The 16,538-nt window shown below is 39.1% G+C and carries 17 protein-coding genes; 3 read left to right on the top strand and 14 right to left on the bottom strand.

What is annotated here, in order from left to right; translation table 11 throughout:
• Positions 1 to 103: 103 nt before the first annotated feature.
• Positions 104 to 703 (bottom strand): DUF1361 domain-containing protein, encoded by a 600-nt coding sequence (locus AWH02_RS05580; protein ID WP_045505858.1) that lies wholly within the window; start codon positions 701 to 703, stop codon positions 104 to 106.
• 160 nt (positions 704 to 863) lie between these two features.
• Between AWH02_RS05580 and AWH02_RS05575 the strand changes: the two genes are divergently transcribed.
• The gene (locus AWH02_RS05575) at positions 864 to 1,676 is read left to right on the top strand and encodes a Cof-type HAD-IIB family hydrolase (protein ID WP_060552976.1); all 813 of its coding nucleotides are present in this window, start codon (positions 864 to 866) and stop codon (positions 1,674 to 1,676) included.
• A gap of 149 nt (positions 1,677 to 1,825) precedes the next feature.
• Here AWH02_RS05575 and ilvA read toward each other — a convergent pair whose 3' ends face one another.
• The 7 genes from ilvA to AWH02_RS05540 form a co-directional block, all read right to left on the bottom strand.
• The gene (gene ilvA, locus AWH02_RS05570; protein ID WP_060552977.1) at positions 1,826 to 3,076 is read right to left on the bottom strand and encodes a threonine ammonia-lyase IlvA; all 1,251 of its coding nucleotides are present in this window, start codon (positions 3,074 to 3,076) and stop codon (positions 1,826 to 1,828) included.
• A 186-nt stretch (positions 3,077 to 3,262) separates the two neighbouring features.
• Positions 3,263 to 4,285, bottom strand: a complete 1,023-nt coding sequence (ilvC, locus tag AWH02_RS05565) for a ketol-acid reductoisomerase (protein ID WP_008808531.1) — start codon at positions 4,283 to 4,285, stop codon at positions 3,263 to 3,265.
• A gap of 66 nt (positions 4,286 to 4,351) precedes the next feature.
• Entirely contained in the window at positions 4,352 to 4,828 is a 477-nt protein-coding gene (gene ilvN / locus AWH02_RS05560; protein WP_008808530.1) for an acetolactate synthase small subunit, read from the bottom strand.
• Complete coding sequence (locus tag AWH02_RS05555; RefSeq protein WP_263285425.1) at positions 4,821 to 6,536, bottom strand: acetolactate synthase large subunit; 1,716 nt, start codon at positions 6,534 to 6,536, stop codon at positions 4,821 to 4,823. Before AWH02_RS05555 ends, ilvN begins: the two co-directional genes overlap by 8 nt.
• Before the next feature lie 469 nt (positions 6,537 to 7,005).
• On the bottom strand, positions 7,006 to 7,692 hold the full coding sequence (locus tag AWH02_RS05550) for a Bax inhibitor-1/YccA family protein (protein WP_053794098.1): 687 nt from the start codon (positions 7,690 to 7,692) through the stop codon (positions 7,006 to 7,008).
• Positions 7,693 to 7,709: 17 nt separating this feature from the next.
• Positions 7,710 to 8,201 carry an HD domain-containing protein gene (locus AWH02_RS05545; protein WP_053794099.1) on the bottom strand — a complete coding sequence of 164 codons (492 nt, stop codon included), beginning with the start codon at positions 8,199 to 8,201 and terminating at the stop codon, positions 7,710 to 7,712.
• Positions 8,202 to 8,245: 44 nt separating this feature from the next.
• On the bottom strand, positions 8,246 to 8,986 hold the full coding sequence (locus tag AWH02_RS05540) for a TrmH family RNA methyltransferase (protein ID WP_060552979.1): 741 nt from the start codon (positions 8,984 to 8,986) through the stop codon (positions 8,246 to 8,248).
• A gap of 68 nt (positions 8,987 to 9,054) precedes the next feature.
• On the opposite strand from AWH02_RS05540, the gene AWH02_RS05535 reads away from it, so the two are divergent.
• Together AWH02_RS05535 and yidC are read left to right on the top strand one after the other, a co-directional pair.
• Positions 9,055 to 9,333 carry an acylphosphatase gene (locus tag AWH02_RS05535; RefSeq protein WP_012000027.1) on the top strand — a complete coding sequence of 93 codons (279 nt, stop codon included), beginning with the start codon at positions 9,055 to 9,057 and terminating at the stop codon, positions 9,331 to 9,333.
• A 76-nt stretch (positions 9,334 to 9,409) separates the two neighbouring features.
• Complete coding sequence (gene yidC / locus AWH02_RS05530; protein ID WP_060552980.1) at positions 9,410 to 10,342, top strand: membrane protein insertase YidC; 933 nt, start codon at positions 9,410 to 9,412, stop codon at positions 10,340 to 10,342.
• Positions 10,343 to 11,042: 700 nt separating this feature from the next.
• Here the strand turns inward: yidC and greA are convergent.
• The 6 genes from greA to AWH02_RS05495 form a co-directional block, all read right to left on the bottom strand.
• On the bottom strand, positions 11,043 to 11,525 hold the full coding sequence (gene greA, locus AWH02_RS05520) for a transcription elongation factor GreA (protein WP_008808523.1): 483 nt from the start codon (positions 11,523 to 11,525) through the stop codon (positions 11,043 to 11,045).
• Positions 11,526 to 11,622: 97 nt separating this feature from the next.
• Positions 11,623 to 13,266 carry an endolytic transglycosylase MltG gene (mltG, locus tag AWH02_RS05515; RefSeq protein ID WP_060552981.1) on the bottom strand — a complete coding sequence of 548 codons (1,644 nt, stop codon included), beginning with the start codon at positions 13,264 to 13,266 and terminating at the stop codon, positions 11,623 to 11,625.
• Between the two features lie 63 nt (positions 13,267 to 13,329).
• Positions 13,330 to 13,830, bottom strand: coding sequence for a GNAT family N-acetyltransferase (locus tag AWH02_RS05510; protein ID WP_060552982.1), 501 nt, complete (start codon positions 13,828 to 13,830; stop codon positions 13,330 to 13,332).
• 3 nt (positions 13,831 to 13,833) lie between these two features.
• Positions 13,834 to 14,343 (bottom strand): GNAT family N-acetyltransferase, encoded by a 510-nt coding sequence (locus tag AWH02_RS05505; RefSeq protein WP_060552983.1) that lies wholly within the window; start codon positions 14,341 to 14,343, stop codon positions 13,834 to 13,836.
• 12 nt (positions 14,344 to 14,355) lie between these two features.
• On the bottom strand, positions 14,356 to 15,687 hold the full coding sequence (murC, locus tag AWH02_RS05500) for a UDP-N-acetylmuramate--L-alanine ligase (RefSeq protein WP_060552984.1): 1,332 nt from the start codon (positions 15,685 to 15,687) through the stop codon (positions 14,356 to 14,358).
• Positions 15,688 to 15,843: 156 nt separating this feature from the next.
• A complete protein-coding gene (locus AWH02_RS05495) occupies positions 15,844 to 16,494 on the bottom strand; it encodes a hypothetical protein (protein WP_060552985.1) in 651 nt (216 codons plus the stop codon).
• Positions 16,495 to 16,538: the final 44 nt, after the last annotated feature.

Below are 16,538 nucleotides of genomic sequence, written 5' to 3'. Positions count from 1 at the left end.
AACTCCCATCTATAGACAAAGATTTTAGTTCGTTTTAAACGAACAACGAATCCATTATAACAAAAAAACATTCATCTTTTCAAGACAAATGTTTATATTTTTATTATTTTTTATCATCTCTTGCCATAAAAACCAAACTCATGAACTGAATAAATGTAAACCCCAGTATAAAAAACAAGCGTTCCCTTTGAAAAGTAGCTAATAACTTCTCAACTACTTGACTGGGATTATTAATTAAATCCCACGTATTTAAGCGGTCATAACGACCGATATAAATTGCTAAACTAGAGATAAAAGAGAGGCCACCTGTTACGAGTAAGTCCAGCCACCAAGTTAATCTCAAACGCTCTCTAATAATGATCCAACTTTCAATTCCACAGTATACACCAAACAAGATGCTTGGAACAAAAGCCATAAACAAATGCAAACTAGTCTTATTCCATAAGGTATCTCCAACCCAATGCATATGAACAATATCAGTTATCATATAAAAAGTATTAGGATAAAAGACCAGCCAAAGGATGAAAAATACGGGAAATAACCAAGCCTGTTTAAAATAACGAGTCAAAATAGCAAAATCATAGGCAATCAAAGCCAGCATCATGTTCCAGACTAAGTCAGGACCTGACTTAGTTATTCCTTCCATGTATACTAACAAGGAAATCAATAGAAAAAATAAATGAATCATGAAAATTTTACGCATACAAGAAAACTCCTTACTTAGAAATAAAAAGTCCAACCAGATTTAATTGTTCATTACAACCATCTGCCTCGACCATTGGAAATTCATTATAACACAAATCACTACCATTAAACTTAAAATCTGCTATAATAGGAACTATCATACATGAAGAGGATTTAACATGGCGCATAAAATTATTGCTGTAGACCTAGATGGCACTTTGCTTAATTCGCAAAGTCAATTGTCAGATTTTACTAAAGAGACCATAAAAAAAGTCGCTCAAAAAGGTCATAAGGTCATCATTACAACTGGTCGCCCCTACCGCATGGCTCACCAGTACTATGAAGAATTGGGGCTGGATACTCCTATGATTAACTTCAATGGCTCTCTAACACATCTACCAGGTAAGAAATGGAAATTTGAACAATCTTTGACAGTGGATAAATCATTTCTAATTGACATGGTTGCTCGAGAAGAAGAAATTGAAGCAGACTTTATTGCCGGTGAGTACCGCAATAAATTTTACATTACCAACACCAACGAAGAAATTGCCAATCCTCAATTATTTGGCGTAAATGCTTTTGTCCCTGAGAATCAGTTTAACCCTCAGCTCGTCACTAAGAATCCTAGTGTCATCCTCTTGCAGACACGAGCAGAAGATAAATATGCCCTAGCCGATCAAATGAGTTCATTTTACCAACATGAGCTGACCATCAATACCTGGGGCGGGCCACTCAACATTCTTGAATGTACTCCCAAAGGAGTTCACAAGGCCTTTGCCTTGAAGTATCTTTTAAATGTCATGAATGTTGACCGTAAAGATTTGATTGCTTTTGGTGATGAACACAATGACACTGAAATGTTAGAGTTCGCTGGTACTGGCTATGCTATGAAAAATGCTAATACTAGTCTCCTGCCTTTTGCTGATCAACAACTGGGGTTAACAAATGATCAGGACGGTGTAGCCCATGAACTGATGAGGTTGTTCCTTTAAGCACCTGACCTATAAATAAAAATCAACACCACAAGACAGAGATTTTGCGGTGTTTTTCAATGTTCAAAAAACTTAGAAGATCAAAAAAGATTTAGCCTTGTATGCAACAAAACCAAATCTTCCTTTCCTAATCGTAATCAAAGACTCAATCAGACCAAGAGATTGTATAGGCTCTCATTACCATGAAGATTAATGTAGCCAGGATCAAACTCTGATAAGCGTGAAAGCAAAGCTTGATAATCATTCTTATCACCTAGGGCAATACCGATTAAAACTGGACCTGTTCCCTTGTTGGCACGTTTGATATATTCAAAACGCGTGATATCATCATTGACACCTAAAATGTTGTTCACAAATTCTCGAAGAGCTCCTGGGCGTTGCGGAAAATTAACCACAAAATAGTGCTTAATTCCATCGTAAATAAGGGCGCGTTCTTCCATTTCTTGCATCCGGTTGATATCATTGTTACCCCCTGAAATAATGCAGACAACGTTTTTGCCTTTGATTTCTTCTTTCATTACTTCTAAAGCTGCAATGGAAGCTGCACCTGCTGGCTCAGCAATGATCCCCTGTTTTGAATACATATCAATCAAAGTCTCTGAAATCAGACCTTCATCCACACCAACCAGTTTATCAACATATTTACGAGCCACTTCATAAGTTGATTGCCCAACCTTTTGGACAGCAATTCCGTCCGCGAATTTGTCAATCTCCTCTAACTTAACTGGCTCTCCGTGATCAAAGGCGGCTTGCATACTCTGAGCACCTGAAGCCTCAACTCCAATCACTTCCATTCCAGGTGCAACATACTTAATATAAGTTGAAACTCCTGAAATCAGACCTCCCCCACCAACTGGAACGAAGATCTGATCAAAATCAACACCTTCTTCTTGGGCTTGTTCATGGATTTCGTAAGCCACCGTTCCTTGACCGGCCTGAACATTTAGATCATCAAAAGGATCAATAAAGGTCAGTTGTTCTGATTTGGTAAATTCTTGCGCGGCCTTAGCAGATGCATCAAACGTATCTCCTACCAACTTAATGGTTACATAATCGCCACCAAAAAATCGCACTTGTCCAATCTTTTGCTGGGGTGTCGTAACAGGCATAAATATAGTCGCTGGGATTTTCATCTCATGGCAAGTAAAAGCTACTCCCTGCGCGTGATTTCCCGCCGAAGCACAGACCACTCCTCTTTTTTTATCCTCTTCAGATAGCTGGTGAATGGCATAATAAGCACCGCGAATCTTAAAGGAGCGTACCTTTTGCATATTTTCGCGCTTCAGATAAACTGTCGCCCCATATTTTTCAGATAAATAACGGTCAAAGTCCAGTGGAGTCCGTTCAACTACATTTTTTAATACTTGATGGGCTTTAAAAATATCTCTAGCTGCAAGCATACAATTCCCTTCTTTATGTATTATCCTTGTAAGCGTGGAAATCAATTAACCACACCAAAGCCAATCCCAGCTGTTACCATTTTTTTAACAAGGAATCTGGCATCATTAAATACAGCAAGTTTTCATTTGATAAGAAATGAGGCAGGAAATTCATTTCTCTGCCCCATCTGTTTCTTTTTTTACCGATTAGTTGTAGATTTTAAATGCGTCGTCGTCATTTTTACCAACAAATGGCATTGCTTTACGCAATTCAGCACCTACTTTTTCGATTTCAAGGTTGGCTGCTTGTTCACGGTAAGCAGTGAGTTTTGGACGGCCAGCCTTGTAGTCATTTACAAAGTCATTTGCAAATTTACCATTTTGAATGTCTGCCAAAACAGCCTTCATGTTTTCTTTGACTTGCTCAGTAATTACACGTGGGCCTGATACGTAATCACCGTATTCCGCAGTATTTGAAATTGATTGACGCATTTTCTTGAATCCACCTTCATAGATCAAGTCAACGATCAATTTCATTTCATGAAGTACTTCAAAGTAAGCCAATTCTGGGGCATAGCCTGCTTCTGTCAAGACTTCAAAGCCTGCTTCGATAAGGGCAGTCAAACCACCACAAAGGACAGCTTGTTCACCAAAGAGATCTTCTTCAGTTTCTTCTTTATAAGTTGTTTCAAGCAAACCAACACGAGCCGCACCAACACCTTTACACCAGTCCATAGCAATATTTTTCGCATTTCCTGTAGCGTCTTGGTAGACTGCGTAAAGTGCTGGAACACCAAATCCTTCTTCAAAAGTACGACGAACCAAGTGGCCAGGACCTTTAGGGGCACACATAAAGACATCTACATCAGCAGGAACTTTGATAAATTCAAAATGGATATTGAAACCATGGGCAAATCCAACTGCATTACCAGCTTCCAAGTTTGGAGCAATTTCTGCTTCATAGAGTTCTTGTTGGATTTCATCAGGCGCCAAAATCATGATTACATCAGCCAATTTAGCTGCTTCTGCTACTGTATAAGTATCAAAGCCATCTTCTTTAGCTTTGTCAAATGACTTACCAGGGCGAACACCGATAATCACATCATGGCCTGTATCACGCAGGTTTTGGGCATGAGCATGACCTTGTGAACCATAGCCGATTACGGCAATTTTCTTACCGTCAAGCGCTGCTACTTTTACATCTTTTTCGTATTCCATTTGAACTGCCATAGTTTTTCTCTCTTTTCTATTTTTTTATTGCCTTAAAGGCTGGTTTAACAAATTTAAGTAGGATTTTTAATCGCGGGTAAATCCAGTTGCACCCGTACGAGCGATATTTTTGATACCATATGGTCGAATCACTCGCAATAAAGCTTCACTCTTTTCAGCATTTCCAGTCATCTGAATGGTAATTGAGTTTGGAGCCACATCCACTACCGTTGCGCGGAAAGGCTGGATAATGGCCAGGATCTCTGCACGCTTCTCAGCTGGAGCTGAAACCTTAACCAGAATCACTTCACGCTCTAAGTGAGGACGGTCTGTGATATCTCGAACTCGAATCACATCAATTTGACGATTAAGCTGCTTGATAATCTGCTCGACTTCTGCCAATGAAGTCACATCAATGATGATGGTGATACGTGATACTTCAGGATTCTCCGTCGTTCCGACTGATATACTCTCAATATTAACCTGACGTCTGGAAAGAACACCAGTGAAGCGATTTAGAACACCCGAACGGTTTTGGAGTTTAGCGGTCAACATTCTACGCATGGAACTTCACCCCCAACATCTCATGATTGCTCTTACCAGCTGGTACCATTGGCAAAACGTGCTCCTTACGAGAAATGTCCACCTCGATAAACATTGGTATATCTTCCTTCAGCACTTCCAAATCCTGAGCAATAGTCTCTGGATTGTCAAATTTATAAGATTTAACACCATAGGCCTGAGCCATCAGCTGAAAATCTGGCAAAGTATCAAAGACCGACTCAGAGGTACGACCATCATAGAAAGCTTCCTGCCACTGGCGCACCATTCCTAGTGAATGATTGTTTAGCATGATGACTTTAATCGGAATCTTATAGATATTGAGAATAGCCATCTCTTGGTTTGTCATCTGATAGCCACCATCACCAACAAAAAGGATAACCTCCTTTTCTGGGTTAGCAATCTTAGCTCCAATAGCAGCAGGGACTCCGAATCCCATGGTGCCCAAGCCACCAGATGTAACTAATTGACGCTCATTCTGATAAGGATAATATTGAGCTGCCCACATTTGGTGTTGCCCTACATCTGTGACAACAATGGCATCCCCATTTGTCAACTCACCGATGCGTTCAATTACCGCCTGAGGCTGAACTACGCGCTCCTTCTTATCATAAGACCGAACACGATTCTTATCCTTCGTAACTTTTTCAATCCACTTTTCAGTATTGTTATGAACTGTTGGCTCTGCTAGAAGCATTTGTAAGGCTTTCTTAGCATCGCCTACTACAGGAATATCTGCACTAATAATCTTACCAATTTCTGCTGGATCAATATCAATGTGCGCAACCTTTGCATTCTTAGCAAAAGTTTTAGGATTTCCTGTCAAACGGTCATCAAAACGACAACCGATGCTAATCATAAAGTCCGCTTCAGTCATGGCAATGTTAGCCGCAAAGGAACCATGCATACCTCCCATTCCAAGAAAAAGTGGGTGGCTAGTTGCAATAGTACCTTGACCCAAAAGACTGGTCACCACAGGGATTTGATAGCGCTCTGCAAATTCATTTAATTCTTTAGAAGCTTCCGCATAGCTGATACCACCACCTGCTAATAAAACTGGTTTCTTGGCTTTAGATAGTTGTTTCAAGATTTTCTTGATCTGCATATCGTTGGGCACAAGCGTTGGTTGGTAACTTGGTAAATTCACTTCTGGAGAATAGATGAAGTCTGTTTCCAAGGCAGATACATCCTTAGGCAAGTCAATGACGACTGGACCAGGACGACCAGTTGTTGCAATATGAACAGCTTCAGTGATAATTCGTGGAATATCAGCCGTCTCACGTACCTGGTAATTGTACTTGGTAATTGGCATCGTAATACCAACAATATCCGCCTCCTGAAAGGCATCCTTCCCAATTCCTGCCCGAGCAACTTGTCCTGTAAAGACTAAAAGAGGAACGCTATCGCTCATAGCATCAGCAATCCCTGTAATAGCATTTGTTGCTCCAGGTCCACTAGTGACAATGGCGACACCCAACTTCCCAGTTGATTTGGCATAACCTTCAGCTTCATGCAAGCAACCTTGCTCATGGCGACCTAGAATATGGCGAATACCTTTAAAATTATAAATCGCATCATACAAAGGCAAGACTGCACCACCAGGATAACCAAAAACTGTATCTATACCAAGTTCTAACAAGGTTTCTAAAACCAGTTCAGAACCATTTTTTGGTTCTTTTAATTTGATTTGCTTCACATGTTCCTCCCTCATAGATAAATTCCGAATTGTCAAAAAATTCTAACTTCTGCTACCAATAATAACATTTTTTCCCAATAAATCAAGAAAAAAACTAGCGATTTTTATTATTTTTTAATAAAGCGCAGAAGCATATCTCACATCCTAAAAGGCTTCGTAGATATATCCCAAAAGCTCTTAGTCCTATCTTGACATCACTTTTTTCAAAAACGTATACTCTATGTTACCATTTTTCACCATAATGTCAAGGAATTTTCAGAAAATTTAGTATTTTGGGACAGATTATTTTTTCACAAACTTTAATTAACCCCTAGCTAAAAAAATCTAAAACTTCTAGACTCCTTCCCATACATACAAAAAAGAGTCAGGACTAAAAGCTAGTCCTAACTCCGTTATTCATATAGCAATGAGAAAGATCTCTTCTCATACAGTATGGAATTCTCTACTGGCAATATCAAGCAAGGAGAAATCCATTGTTCATTAATTAGTCGTTTCGACCAAATAAACGAAGAAGGCTGAGGAAGAGGTTGATAAAATCAAGATAAAGACTCAAAGCAAGGGATACTGCCCAGCCATTTTCAACTTGACCATTTGACCGTTCATACACGTAACGAATTTTTTGATTATCCCATGCAATCAAACCAGAGAAGATAATGACACCTGCAATACTAATCAAGAAGTCAAAACTTCCATTTCTTAAGAAGATATTCACTACACTAGCAATAATCAAACCAAACAAGGCAGCTCTCAATGCTCGGCCCATTCCAGAAAGATCTTTCTTAGTCACCTTTCCGATAAAGGCCATCGCAAAGAACATAGCTGACGCCGTTACAAATGCAGATAAGACAGATGATTGAGTATAAAGAGCAAGAACAATACTCAAGGTAAAGCCATTTAATGCAGAATAAACCAGAAAGAGAGGTAAGGCAGCAGGGCTATTTTTAACAGCCATACCAGAAGCAGCAAAGACTAAAATAAGTTCAGCAGCAATAGCCACATAGAATATCCAAGTAGAGCCCATCAATACAGAAACAATAACTGACTGAAACATACTCAACATCAGTGCCGACACTAGCGCTGAAATTCCAAGTCCGACTCCAACAAGAGAATAAATTTTTGCATAAAAAGTATTGATGCCACTTGCATCTTGAATGATTGTACGATTGTTCATAACATCTCGTCTCCTTTTTAATTCTTTAACATCTTACGATGAAATAACTTTCGATTGCGAAGCTTTTGTCTCCATGGAGAGGTTGCTTCTTTGATTGCCCAGTATTTATCAACAAGAGTTACAATATAAGCTTCCTTATAACGTGGTGGCGCAATTGTTAAGCCCCACATATGCTTAATGATAATATCCTCTTCGACTTTATTCAATTTGGTTAGCTTCCGAGCATTTCGAACCGCCAAACGGGGATGAACCCAAGCATGGCTTTTCTTAAATTTAGTCACCCGCCAATCATAATAGAACAAATCATGAAGAAGAGCACCTCTAGCTGTACTGCGCTTATTCCAGCCCAATTTTTTCGCAATCTTATAACTAGTATAACTTACATTGATAGAATGTTCAAGCCGATTGGAATGCAAATGATGTGGAATACCCTTCAAGCGCTGGACGCTGGGCTTCTCAATCAAATGTCCCACGTAGGCCATAAACTCATCATCATTTTGATAAGGCATAGAATCACCTCCATTTGCCTTTATTATAACCTAATTCCTAAATTTTAGCTTAAATAAAAGATTAAAATTCCAGCTGCTACCGCCACATTTAAACTTTCAGCCTTCCCCTTCATAGGGATATGGACCAACTGATCGGCTGCAGCTTCTATCATAGAACTAATCCCCTGTCCTTCATTGCCCATCACTAAGATAAAGTTTTGGCTCCCTTTTAATTTTTGGTAATCGATTGAATCATTAGAAAGGGTCGAAGCAAAAATAGGAAGATCTGATTTTTTTGCCAAGTCAATCAAGTCAGCTGTTGCTAGACGATAGATTGGAAGATGAAAATGACTCCCCTGCATGGACCGTAAGGTCTTCAGATTATACAAATCAGCCGAATGTTCAGAGATAAAAATCCCAGCAAAACCTGCCGCATCCGCTGTCCGAATAATCGTCCCTAGATTCCCCGGATCCTGAACATCTTCTAGAAAAAGATATTTCCCTGACAGTTTCTCTGGCAAGACTTCTTGTTGGAGCCTAACCTCGGCAACAATTCCTTGAGGAGTCTTGCTATCAGCCAAATCCCTCAGCAAGTCAGGGCTCAACCAATATACTTGTTTACACCCAGACAGGCGATCCGCATATTCTGGCAAAGCAAAAATAGAGATAATTTCAGCCCCACTTGAAAGAGCCTCTTCAAACAAATGCCAGCCTTCTATTAGGTAGGAATCTGTTCTGTATTTCTTTTGATGGAGTTTTTTAGCTTTTTTTACCACATTATTAGCTTTAGAGGTTATAATATTCATAAGAATAGTATAGCATAAATTTTAAGAATAAAACTCATGCTTAAGTCGGATATAAAAAGGAGGCTGTCATGCAAAAAGTTAAAATGATTGCTCAGGGACGGGTCCAAGGAGTTGGTTTTCGCTGGGGCGTCTATTCTCTTGCTTTAGAAATTGGTGGTATTACAGGCCGTGTATGGAATAATGAGGATGGAACGGTCAGTATTCTTGCCCAAGCAGACAGCTCTGCTTCTATGGCTAAGTTTATTCAAGAAATCCGAAAAGGTCCTACACCATTTGCTAAGGTAAGCTATCTGGATGTAACAATGGCCAATTTTGATTCTTTCTCAGATTTCAAAATTTCAAATTAGGTCTAGGGAACTATTGTATATTTAAGAAAAAAACAGTAGAATAGAAAGGTATCATTTAAAAAAGGAATATAGAATCGTGAAAACATTTAAACGTTTATTATTTTCAGGAATGGGCTTAACCCTTCTTCTGATTCTCTCTGGCTGTGTCCAGACCAATAAACAAGGTCAACCAACAGGTCAAGGCTTTGTTTATCAATTCTTGGTTGCTCCTATGAGTCAAGTCATCAAATACTTTGCAAGTGATTTAGGACTGGGCTTTGGTCTTGCTATCATTTTGGTGACAGTTATCGTTCGCTTGATCATTCTACCACTTGGGCTTTATCAATCTTGGAATGCAACCTATCAGTCCGAAAAGAGAAATTATTTAAGTCCAATTTTCACTCCTATCAATGAGCGCATGAAAAATGCGGAAACTCAGGAAGAGAAATTAGCAGCCCAACAAGCTTTAATGGCCGCTCAAAAAGAAAATGGCATCAGCATGTTGGGTGGTGTTGGATGTTTACCTCTCTTAATCCAAATGCCTTTCTTCTCAGCCCTCTTTTATGCAGCTCGCTACACTAAAGGAATTGCCGAAAGTTCATTCTTGGGAATCAATCTTGGTCAACAAAGTATGATTCTTATAGTTGTCGTCGGAGTTCTTTACTATGTTCAATCACTTCTATCACTCGTTGGACTAGATGAAGAACAAAAAGAACAAATGAAGAAAATGATCTATATGAGCCCGCTCATGATTGTCATCTTCTCCCTCACTGCGCCAGCTGGAGTTACTCTTTACTGGGTAGTCGGTGGTTTTGTTCAAATCTTGCAACAGTTTATCATCAACTTCTTTATCCGCCCTTACATGAAGAAACGAGTGGCAGAGGAGTACGAAAAGAACCCACCCAAAACCATGTCAGCTAATGCTTATTTGAAAGACGTTACACCAAAAGCAAGCCAGGCTATTGATAACCGTCCTAACAATAACAAAAAGAAAAAGAATCGTAACGCTGGCAAACAACGTTCAAGATAAAAAAACCTTTCCGTTAGTAACGGAAAGGTTTTTTTTTACACAAGTCCCTGACTTGATTGCTTTGTCAATAGGCACCAGAATAGCGAGTAATTTCACCCAAAAATTGTATAGCAAAACAATTTTTTCGAAATATAAATTTCCTTTTTCAAGCGAGAGAACTCTTAAGAAAATTGTTGGTTCTACTAGCGACCACCAGTAATTGGCCAGCTCCTAAAAAGAAGTGGGGTTAGCGTCTTTTTTCCCCCAATAGTTGAAAATATGATACCTAGATTTCTTCCAATAGCATAAAGCCCCTTTACAACAAGCTCCTTCTCTTTATTGATTGTATTTGATTAAGACAAGCACACCGGAAGCAAGTACCGTTAATAGACTAAAGGCATTTAACTTTAAGGGATTGATCTTATAAAAGCAGGATAACAGCAAAAGAACTCCATTACTGAGGATTAGTAAACGATAAAATTTTTCCTGTATTTGTTGCCACTTTTTTAGCGAAGAAAAAGCCGTAGGAAAACGCAGGCCTATCGCTGCATTTCGACTCGGAAAATATCTATTGAGGATCCATAAAATCAGTGAGAACAAGAAGACAAGCTTGACTAGCATCAGCATCCCTTTCGTTTAATCTTTTTTCACGAACATTATACTCTTTTTGAGTGGAAAGTTCAAGACGAAAAAAAACGAGCAGAAGCTCATTTTTTTAGAGTTATTTAGTTTTTTCAACCTTAAGGATTTTAACATCGTAGCTTCCAACCGGTGTTTCAACAGTTGCGATGTCCCCTTTTTTCTTACCAATCAAAGCTTGGCCAATAGGACTTTCATTTGAAACCTTACCGGCAAAGGCATCTGCACCAGCTGAACCTACAATGATATAAACCTCTTTTTCAGTTTCACCGACTTCTTGAATCGTTACAGTCTTACCGATTCCTACTTCATCTTTAGCAACTGCATCGCTATCTACAATTTCTGCATAGCGAATCTTAGTTTCTAAACTTGAAATTTGACCTTCTACAAAGGCTTGTTCATCTTTAGCTGCTTCGTACTCACTGTTTTCAGACAAGTCACCGTATGAGCGAGCAATTTTTATTCTCTCTACTACCTCAGGTCGACGGACCAATTTCAATTCTTCTAGTTCTTTTTCTAGTTTTTCCTTTTCCGCAAGGGTCATTGGATATGTTTTTTCTGCCATTTTTATTTTTATCTCGTTTCTATAAAATCTTTAAAATAAAATTGAGGGTGGACACAACAAACTAATAAGCCTTAGAGTTCTGTCCCACTCCCAATTTTTAATTTGAACTGCTTGATTGTGTTAATTTGCTATTGACATGCTCTTCAACATTTTTTGCATGCTCCTCATAGGTTGTTGCGAAGTAGACTGTTCCAGTCTCAGTATTGGCAACAAAGTAAAGGTAATCTGTCTTGTTTGGATTAACAGTTGCTTCAATCGCTGAAAGGCTTGGACTATCTACAGGTCCTGGCATCAAACCTGGATTTTTATAAACATTAAATGCTGAATCAATATTAGTATCGATCGCCGCATCTTCTGCTAAGGTTGTTTTTTTGCCAAGTTTACCTTCCGCATAAAGAATCGCAATATTACTTTGAAGTGGCATACCTTGGTTCAAACGGTTATAGAAGACACTCGCAATATTCTTGCGGTCTTCATCCGTTGAGCCTTCTTTTTCAACCAAGGAAGCCAAAGTTAGAACATCATTCACTGTTAGATTTTTACTTTCTAACACTTCGTAATAGGTGCTCAACTTGCTATCCATAGTTGCCAGCATTTGATCAATCAGAGTTTCTGCTGTTGTGTCACTCGTGTAATTATAGGTTGCTGGGAAGAGATAGCCTTCCAAACGGTATTTGACCCCACTATCCTTGGTCGGAAGTCCGCTCAATAATTTAGGATATTTGGCCACCATTTTGCTAATAAAGCTTTCATCCTGCACTTTGGATAGAAAATCCTTCGCACTAATGGATACCTTTTTATTACCACTTTTCTCAACCGCTTTAGCTATTTGATCCAAAGTATATCCTTCTGGGACAACTACCTTGCCAAGAGTTGGTGGCTGAGGAGTATCAGTCCCACCTTTTTGCAAAGCTTTCGCAATGGTGTCTAGGTCCATACTCTTTTGAAGATTATAGTAGCCAGATTGGAAGTTAGCATAGCTCTTAAACTTACTGTAGTAATTGAAGACTTGACCGCTCTTAATCAGTCCTTTCTTCTCCAAAATCGAACCAATTTCCTTAGCACTTGATCCGGCAGGAATCTCAAGAGTTACATATTCGGTATCATTAGCATTGACTGGTTTTAGGGCAGAATCAATATAGCTGTACACAAAGGCACCTGTCACTGCCAAAGTAACTAACAAGAGAGCAATAATCGTCCATACAATTTTTTTCGCTACATTGTTTTGACGTTTTTTCTTATTAGCTTGTCTTTCTTTTGCAGAACGAGACAAGGTTTCCTTAGATGTCAGATCATCTCTTCTATATGTTGCAGTCTTTGCCAAAGGCTCTTCTTTTGACACATTTGGCTCTTTAGATTGGTTTTTATAGGAAACCTTTACTGGAACTTTAACGGATTCAGGCTCATCCAAAAAACTATCTGATTTTTGCGAAGCCGTTGTCTCAGCTTGACTTTCATTTGCTGAATCAGCTGATAGAGAATCTTTTCCTAGAACCTCAGCTAGGGAAGAATCACCCTGTTGCAGTAGTTCAGATAGGGAAGGATCCTCTTTGGTTTTTTCTTCCGCCAATGCTTTATCTACTTGTTCAGATAGAGAAGGACCTTCTTCATTGGAAGATGCTTCATTTTTTTGAGAGTTAGCAAACTCTTTTAAAATCTGCTCTTTAAAGCTCAACTTTTTTTCGTTATCTTGTGAATTTTCAGTCAAAAATTTGACCTCCTTCTTCATAATCCTTAACATTATATCTTAAAACTTTGATAAATGCAATAAGATTAGGCTTTCTTTCATAATATATTAAATTAATTAGTCCTTAGAAGGAACTTCCCAGACCATATCATACCAAACTTCATCCGCATAAGTTGACTTAGACAGCCCATGATTCCTAAAGCCATGCCTTTCATAATAGGCCGTTAAATAATCATGACAGGTCAGATTGATGCCATCACGTCCATTTGAAATGGCGATTTCTTTCATTGCTTCCAGAAGCCTACGACCAACCCCCATGCTCTGAGCTTCTTTGGAAACCGAAAGACTGGTTATTGAAATATAACCCCCTGCTTGATGGCTGAAATCTTCAATCTCCTTTGTAAAGGAGATATCCAAGAGGTAGCGTTCCGGTCTCACTGGACCTTCAAGAAAGCCTAAAATTTGACCATCTTTCTCAGCAACAAGGAAAGTTTCAGGTAAGAGTTCGATGTGCCTAGCCAACAATTCCTGACTCATAGCCTCTTCAGGACTAAAATTTTCACATTCAATCTTGTAAATGTCAGGTAAATCGGTTAAATCGGCAAGTCTTATCTTCATGATTTACTCCTTAAAATAGGGATTCTCCCAAATCATCTCAATGTGTGGTTCATCTCCATAAGTAGTCTCAAAAATTCCTGAGTCAGAAAAACCATTCATGACAAAATAGGAAAGCAAATGATCCTTACAAGCTAGATAGATTCCTTGGTTTTGAAGATCAACTACTACTTCCTTCATAGCCGCAAGCAAGAGAGTACCAACTCCCTGACCCTTAAAATCTGGATTAATCGAAAGTCTCAGAAGAAATATGAAGTTAGATTTGTCTAAATTTCTCATTCCCTTTACTAGGCAATCTGCTGACTGGTGATGTGAAGAAACCGCTGACCCAATGATGTAGCCAGCGATTTCTCCATTCAAATCAGCGATTAAAAAAGTATTTGGAATCTTTTCAATTTGTTCTTTTAGTTTCTCAGGGCTAGTAGCTTCTTCTCCCAAGAAATTGGCTTGCTCAATCCGAACTATTTCCTCCAAATCAAGCAACATGACCTGTCGAATTCGCATTGGTGATTCCATAACGACTCCTTCTTATTGAACATTGCTAGTCAAATTAGACAAGAGACGTTCAAATGAATATTCATAGGTCTGGATATCTCCAGCTCCCATAAAGACATAGACAGCATTGTCATGGTCTAAAAGTGGAGATACATTATCTACACTTACAACTTGAACACGTTTAACAATTTTTTCAGCTAGGTCTTCGACTTTAACATCTCCATGATCCACCTCACGAGCTGAGCCGTAGATTTGAGCTAAATAAACGGCATCCGCCTGATTCAAGGCATCAGCAAATTCATCCAAAAGGGCAATAGTGCGAGTGAAGGTGTGCGGTTGGAAGATTGCCACGATTTCCTTGCTTGGATATTTCTGACGAGCTGCATCTAAAGTCGCAATAATTTCAGTTGGGTGATGAGCAAAATCATCAATAATGACAGTACCGTTAACAACCTTTTCAGTGAAGCGACGTTTTACACCAGCAAATGTTTTCAGGTGTTCTCTGACCAAGTTCAAGTCAAAACCTGATACATACAAGAGTCCAATAACAGCTGTCGCATTCATAATATTATGACGTCCGAAAGTCGGGATGTGGAATTCACCTAACTCTTGACCACGGTATGAAACTTTAAAAGTAGAACCTGTTGTTGAACGTAACAAATCATGGGCAACAAAATCGTTTTCCTTTTCAAAGCCATAATAATAGATCGGTGCTTCTGACGTGATACGACGTAATTGCTCGTCCTCTCCATAAATGAAAAGCCCTTTGGTAATTTGCTTGGCGTAATCATTAAAAGCGTTAAAGACATCTTCTAGACTAGTAAAGTAGTCAGGATGGTCAAAGTCAATATTCGTAATAATAGAGTATTCTGGATGATAAGGCATGAAGTGGCGCTCGTACTCATCAGACTCAAAAACAAAGTACTTAGCACCTGCTGAACCGCGACCTGTTCCATCTCCGATCAAATAACTCGTGTCGGTAATGTTGGATAAGACATGAGAGAGAATTCCTGTTGTAGAAGTCTTTCCATGGGCTCCGGCCACTCCAAAACTGACAAAATCACGCATAAAGCCACCCAAAAATTCGTGGTAACGTTTATAGCTAATTCCGTGTTCATTTGCATAGGCAATCTCTACATTATTATCTGGACGAAAGGCATTGCCAGCAATGATTTCATAATCAGCCTGAATGTTCTTTGCATCAAAAGGCAGAATTTTTATCCCTGCCTGCTCAAGTCCTCTTTGAGTGAAATAGTATTTGTCCACATCACTCCCCTGAACCTTGTGGCCCATTTGGTGCAACATCAAAGCCAAGGCACTCATACCTGAGCCCTTAATTCCGATAAAATGATAGATTTTTGTCATGAGTATGATTCTTTCCTTTCCTGTTGAGGGAGTCCTCCCCCAAACTCCAAATAATTCGAATGCCTCTTAAAAGCAAAACGAAGAAACTAGAAAGCAGATGCTCTAGTTAAAAATTTAGCTAACAATCTTCTAGATAGATATTAAGGTCTATTGCTACTAAGCTTGATCAAAGCGTGTCAAATTCAATTCAGCCGCAACTTTATTTTCTTTTTTATCGCGCAACTCTTTTTTATTGTAGACTTGGCTAGTCTTCAAAAAATCATAGTTGTTTTTCTTTTCAGTCTTTGGCGCTTCGACTTGGACAACTGGCTCTGCAGATAAATCAGCTACAATATAGTCTTCTTGCTTCAAGTGCTGACCATATTTTGCAAATTCACCTGGGTTTTCTTTTTGGAAAAAGGCAGTTGGCTGAGTTTTTGTCGCCGTAGACTTCCGCGCAGAAAAGCCAATTTTGCTACGGTGTTTTTTTGAAACGGCATCACTGGTCAAGTAGGAAGCAGAGCGTTTCTTTTTCAAATCAGCTCTAGCCTCTTCTCTTGCCATCTCGGCATAACTTTTTTCTTGAACTTTAGGCGAGATGGATTGATTCACCTTGTCGGCAATTACTTGTTTTCGTGTTTCTGACTGTGAAGATGGAATAGGCTGAGCTACCGTTTTACTCGACGAAGAAGAATCAGCAAAAGTCTTCTCCTGATAGTCACCTTTGATATTACTAATAAAGTCAAATTCATCATAGAGATCCATTTGAGGAACTTCTGAAAAAATTGCTTCGTTGTCAGAGATTAGAGGAAACTTGGTATTTGTCATGCTTTTTTCCTTTCAACACTTCATTATAAACTATTCTGATCAAT

Origin of the sequence: Streptococcus gordonii (genome assembly GCF_001553855.1) — a bacterium.
GTDB classification, from domain to species: domain Bacteria; phylum Bacillota; class Bacilli; order Lactobacillales; family Streptococcaceae; genus Streptococcus; species Streptococcus gordonii.
Note: the sequence above shows the minus strand (reverse complement) of the source record. Positions and strands in the feature narration are given on the sequence as shown.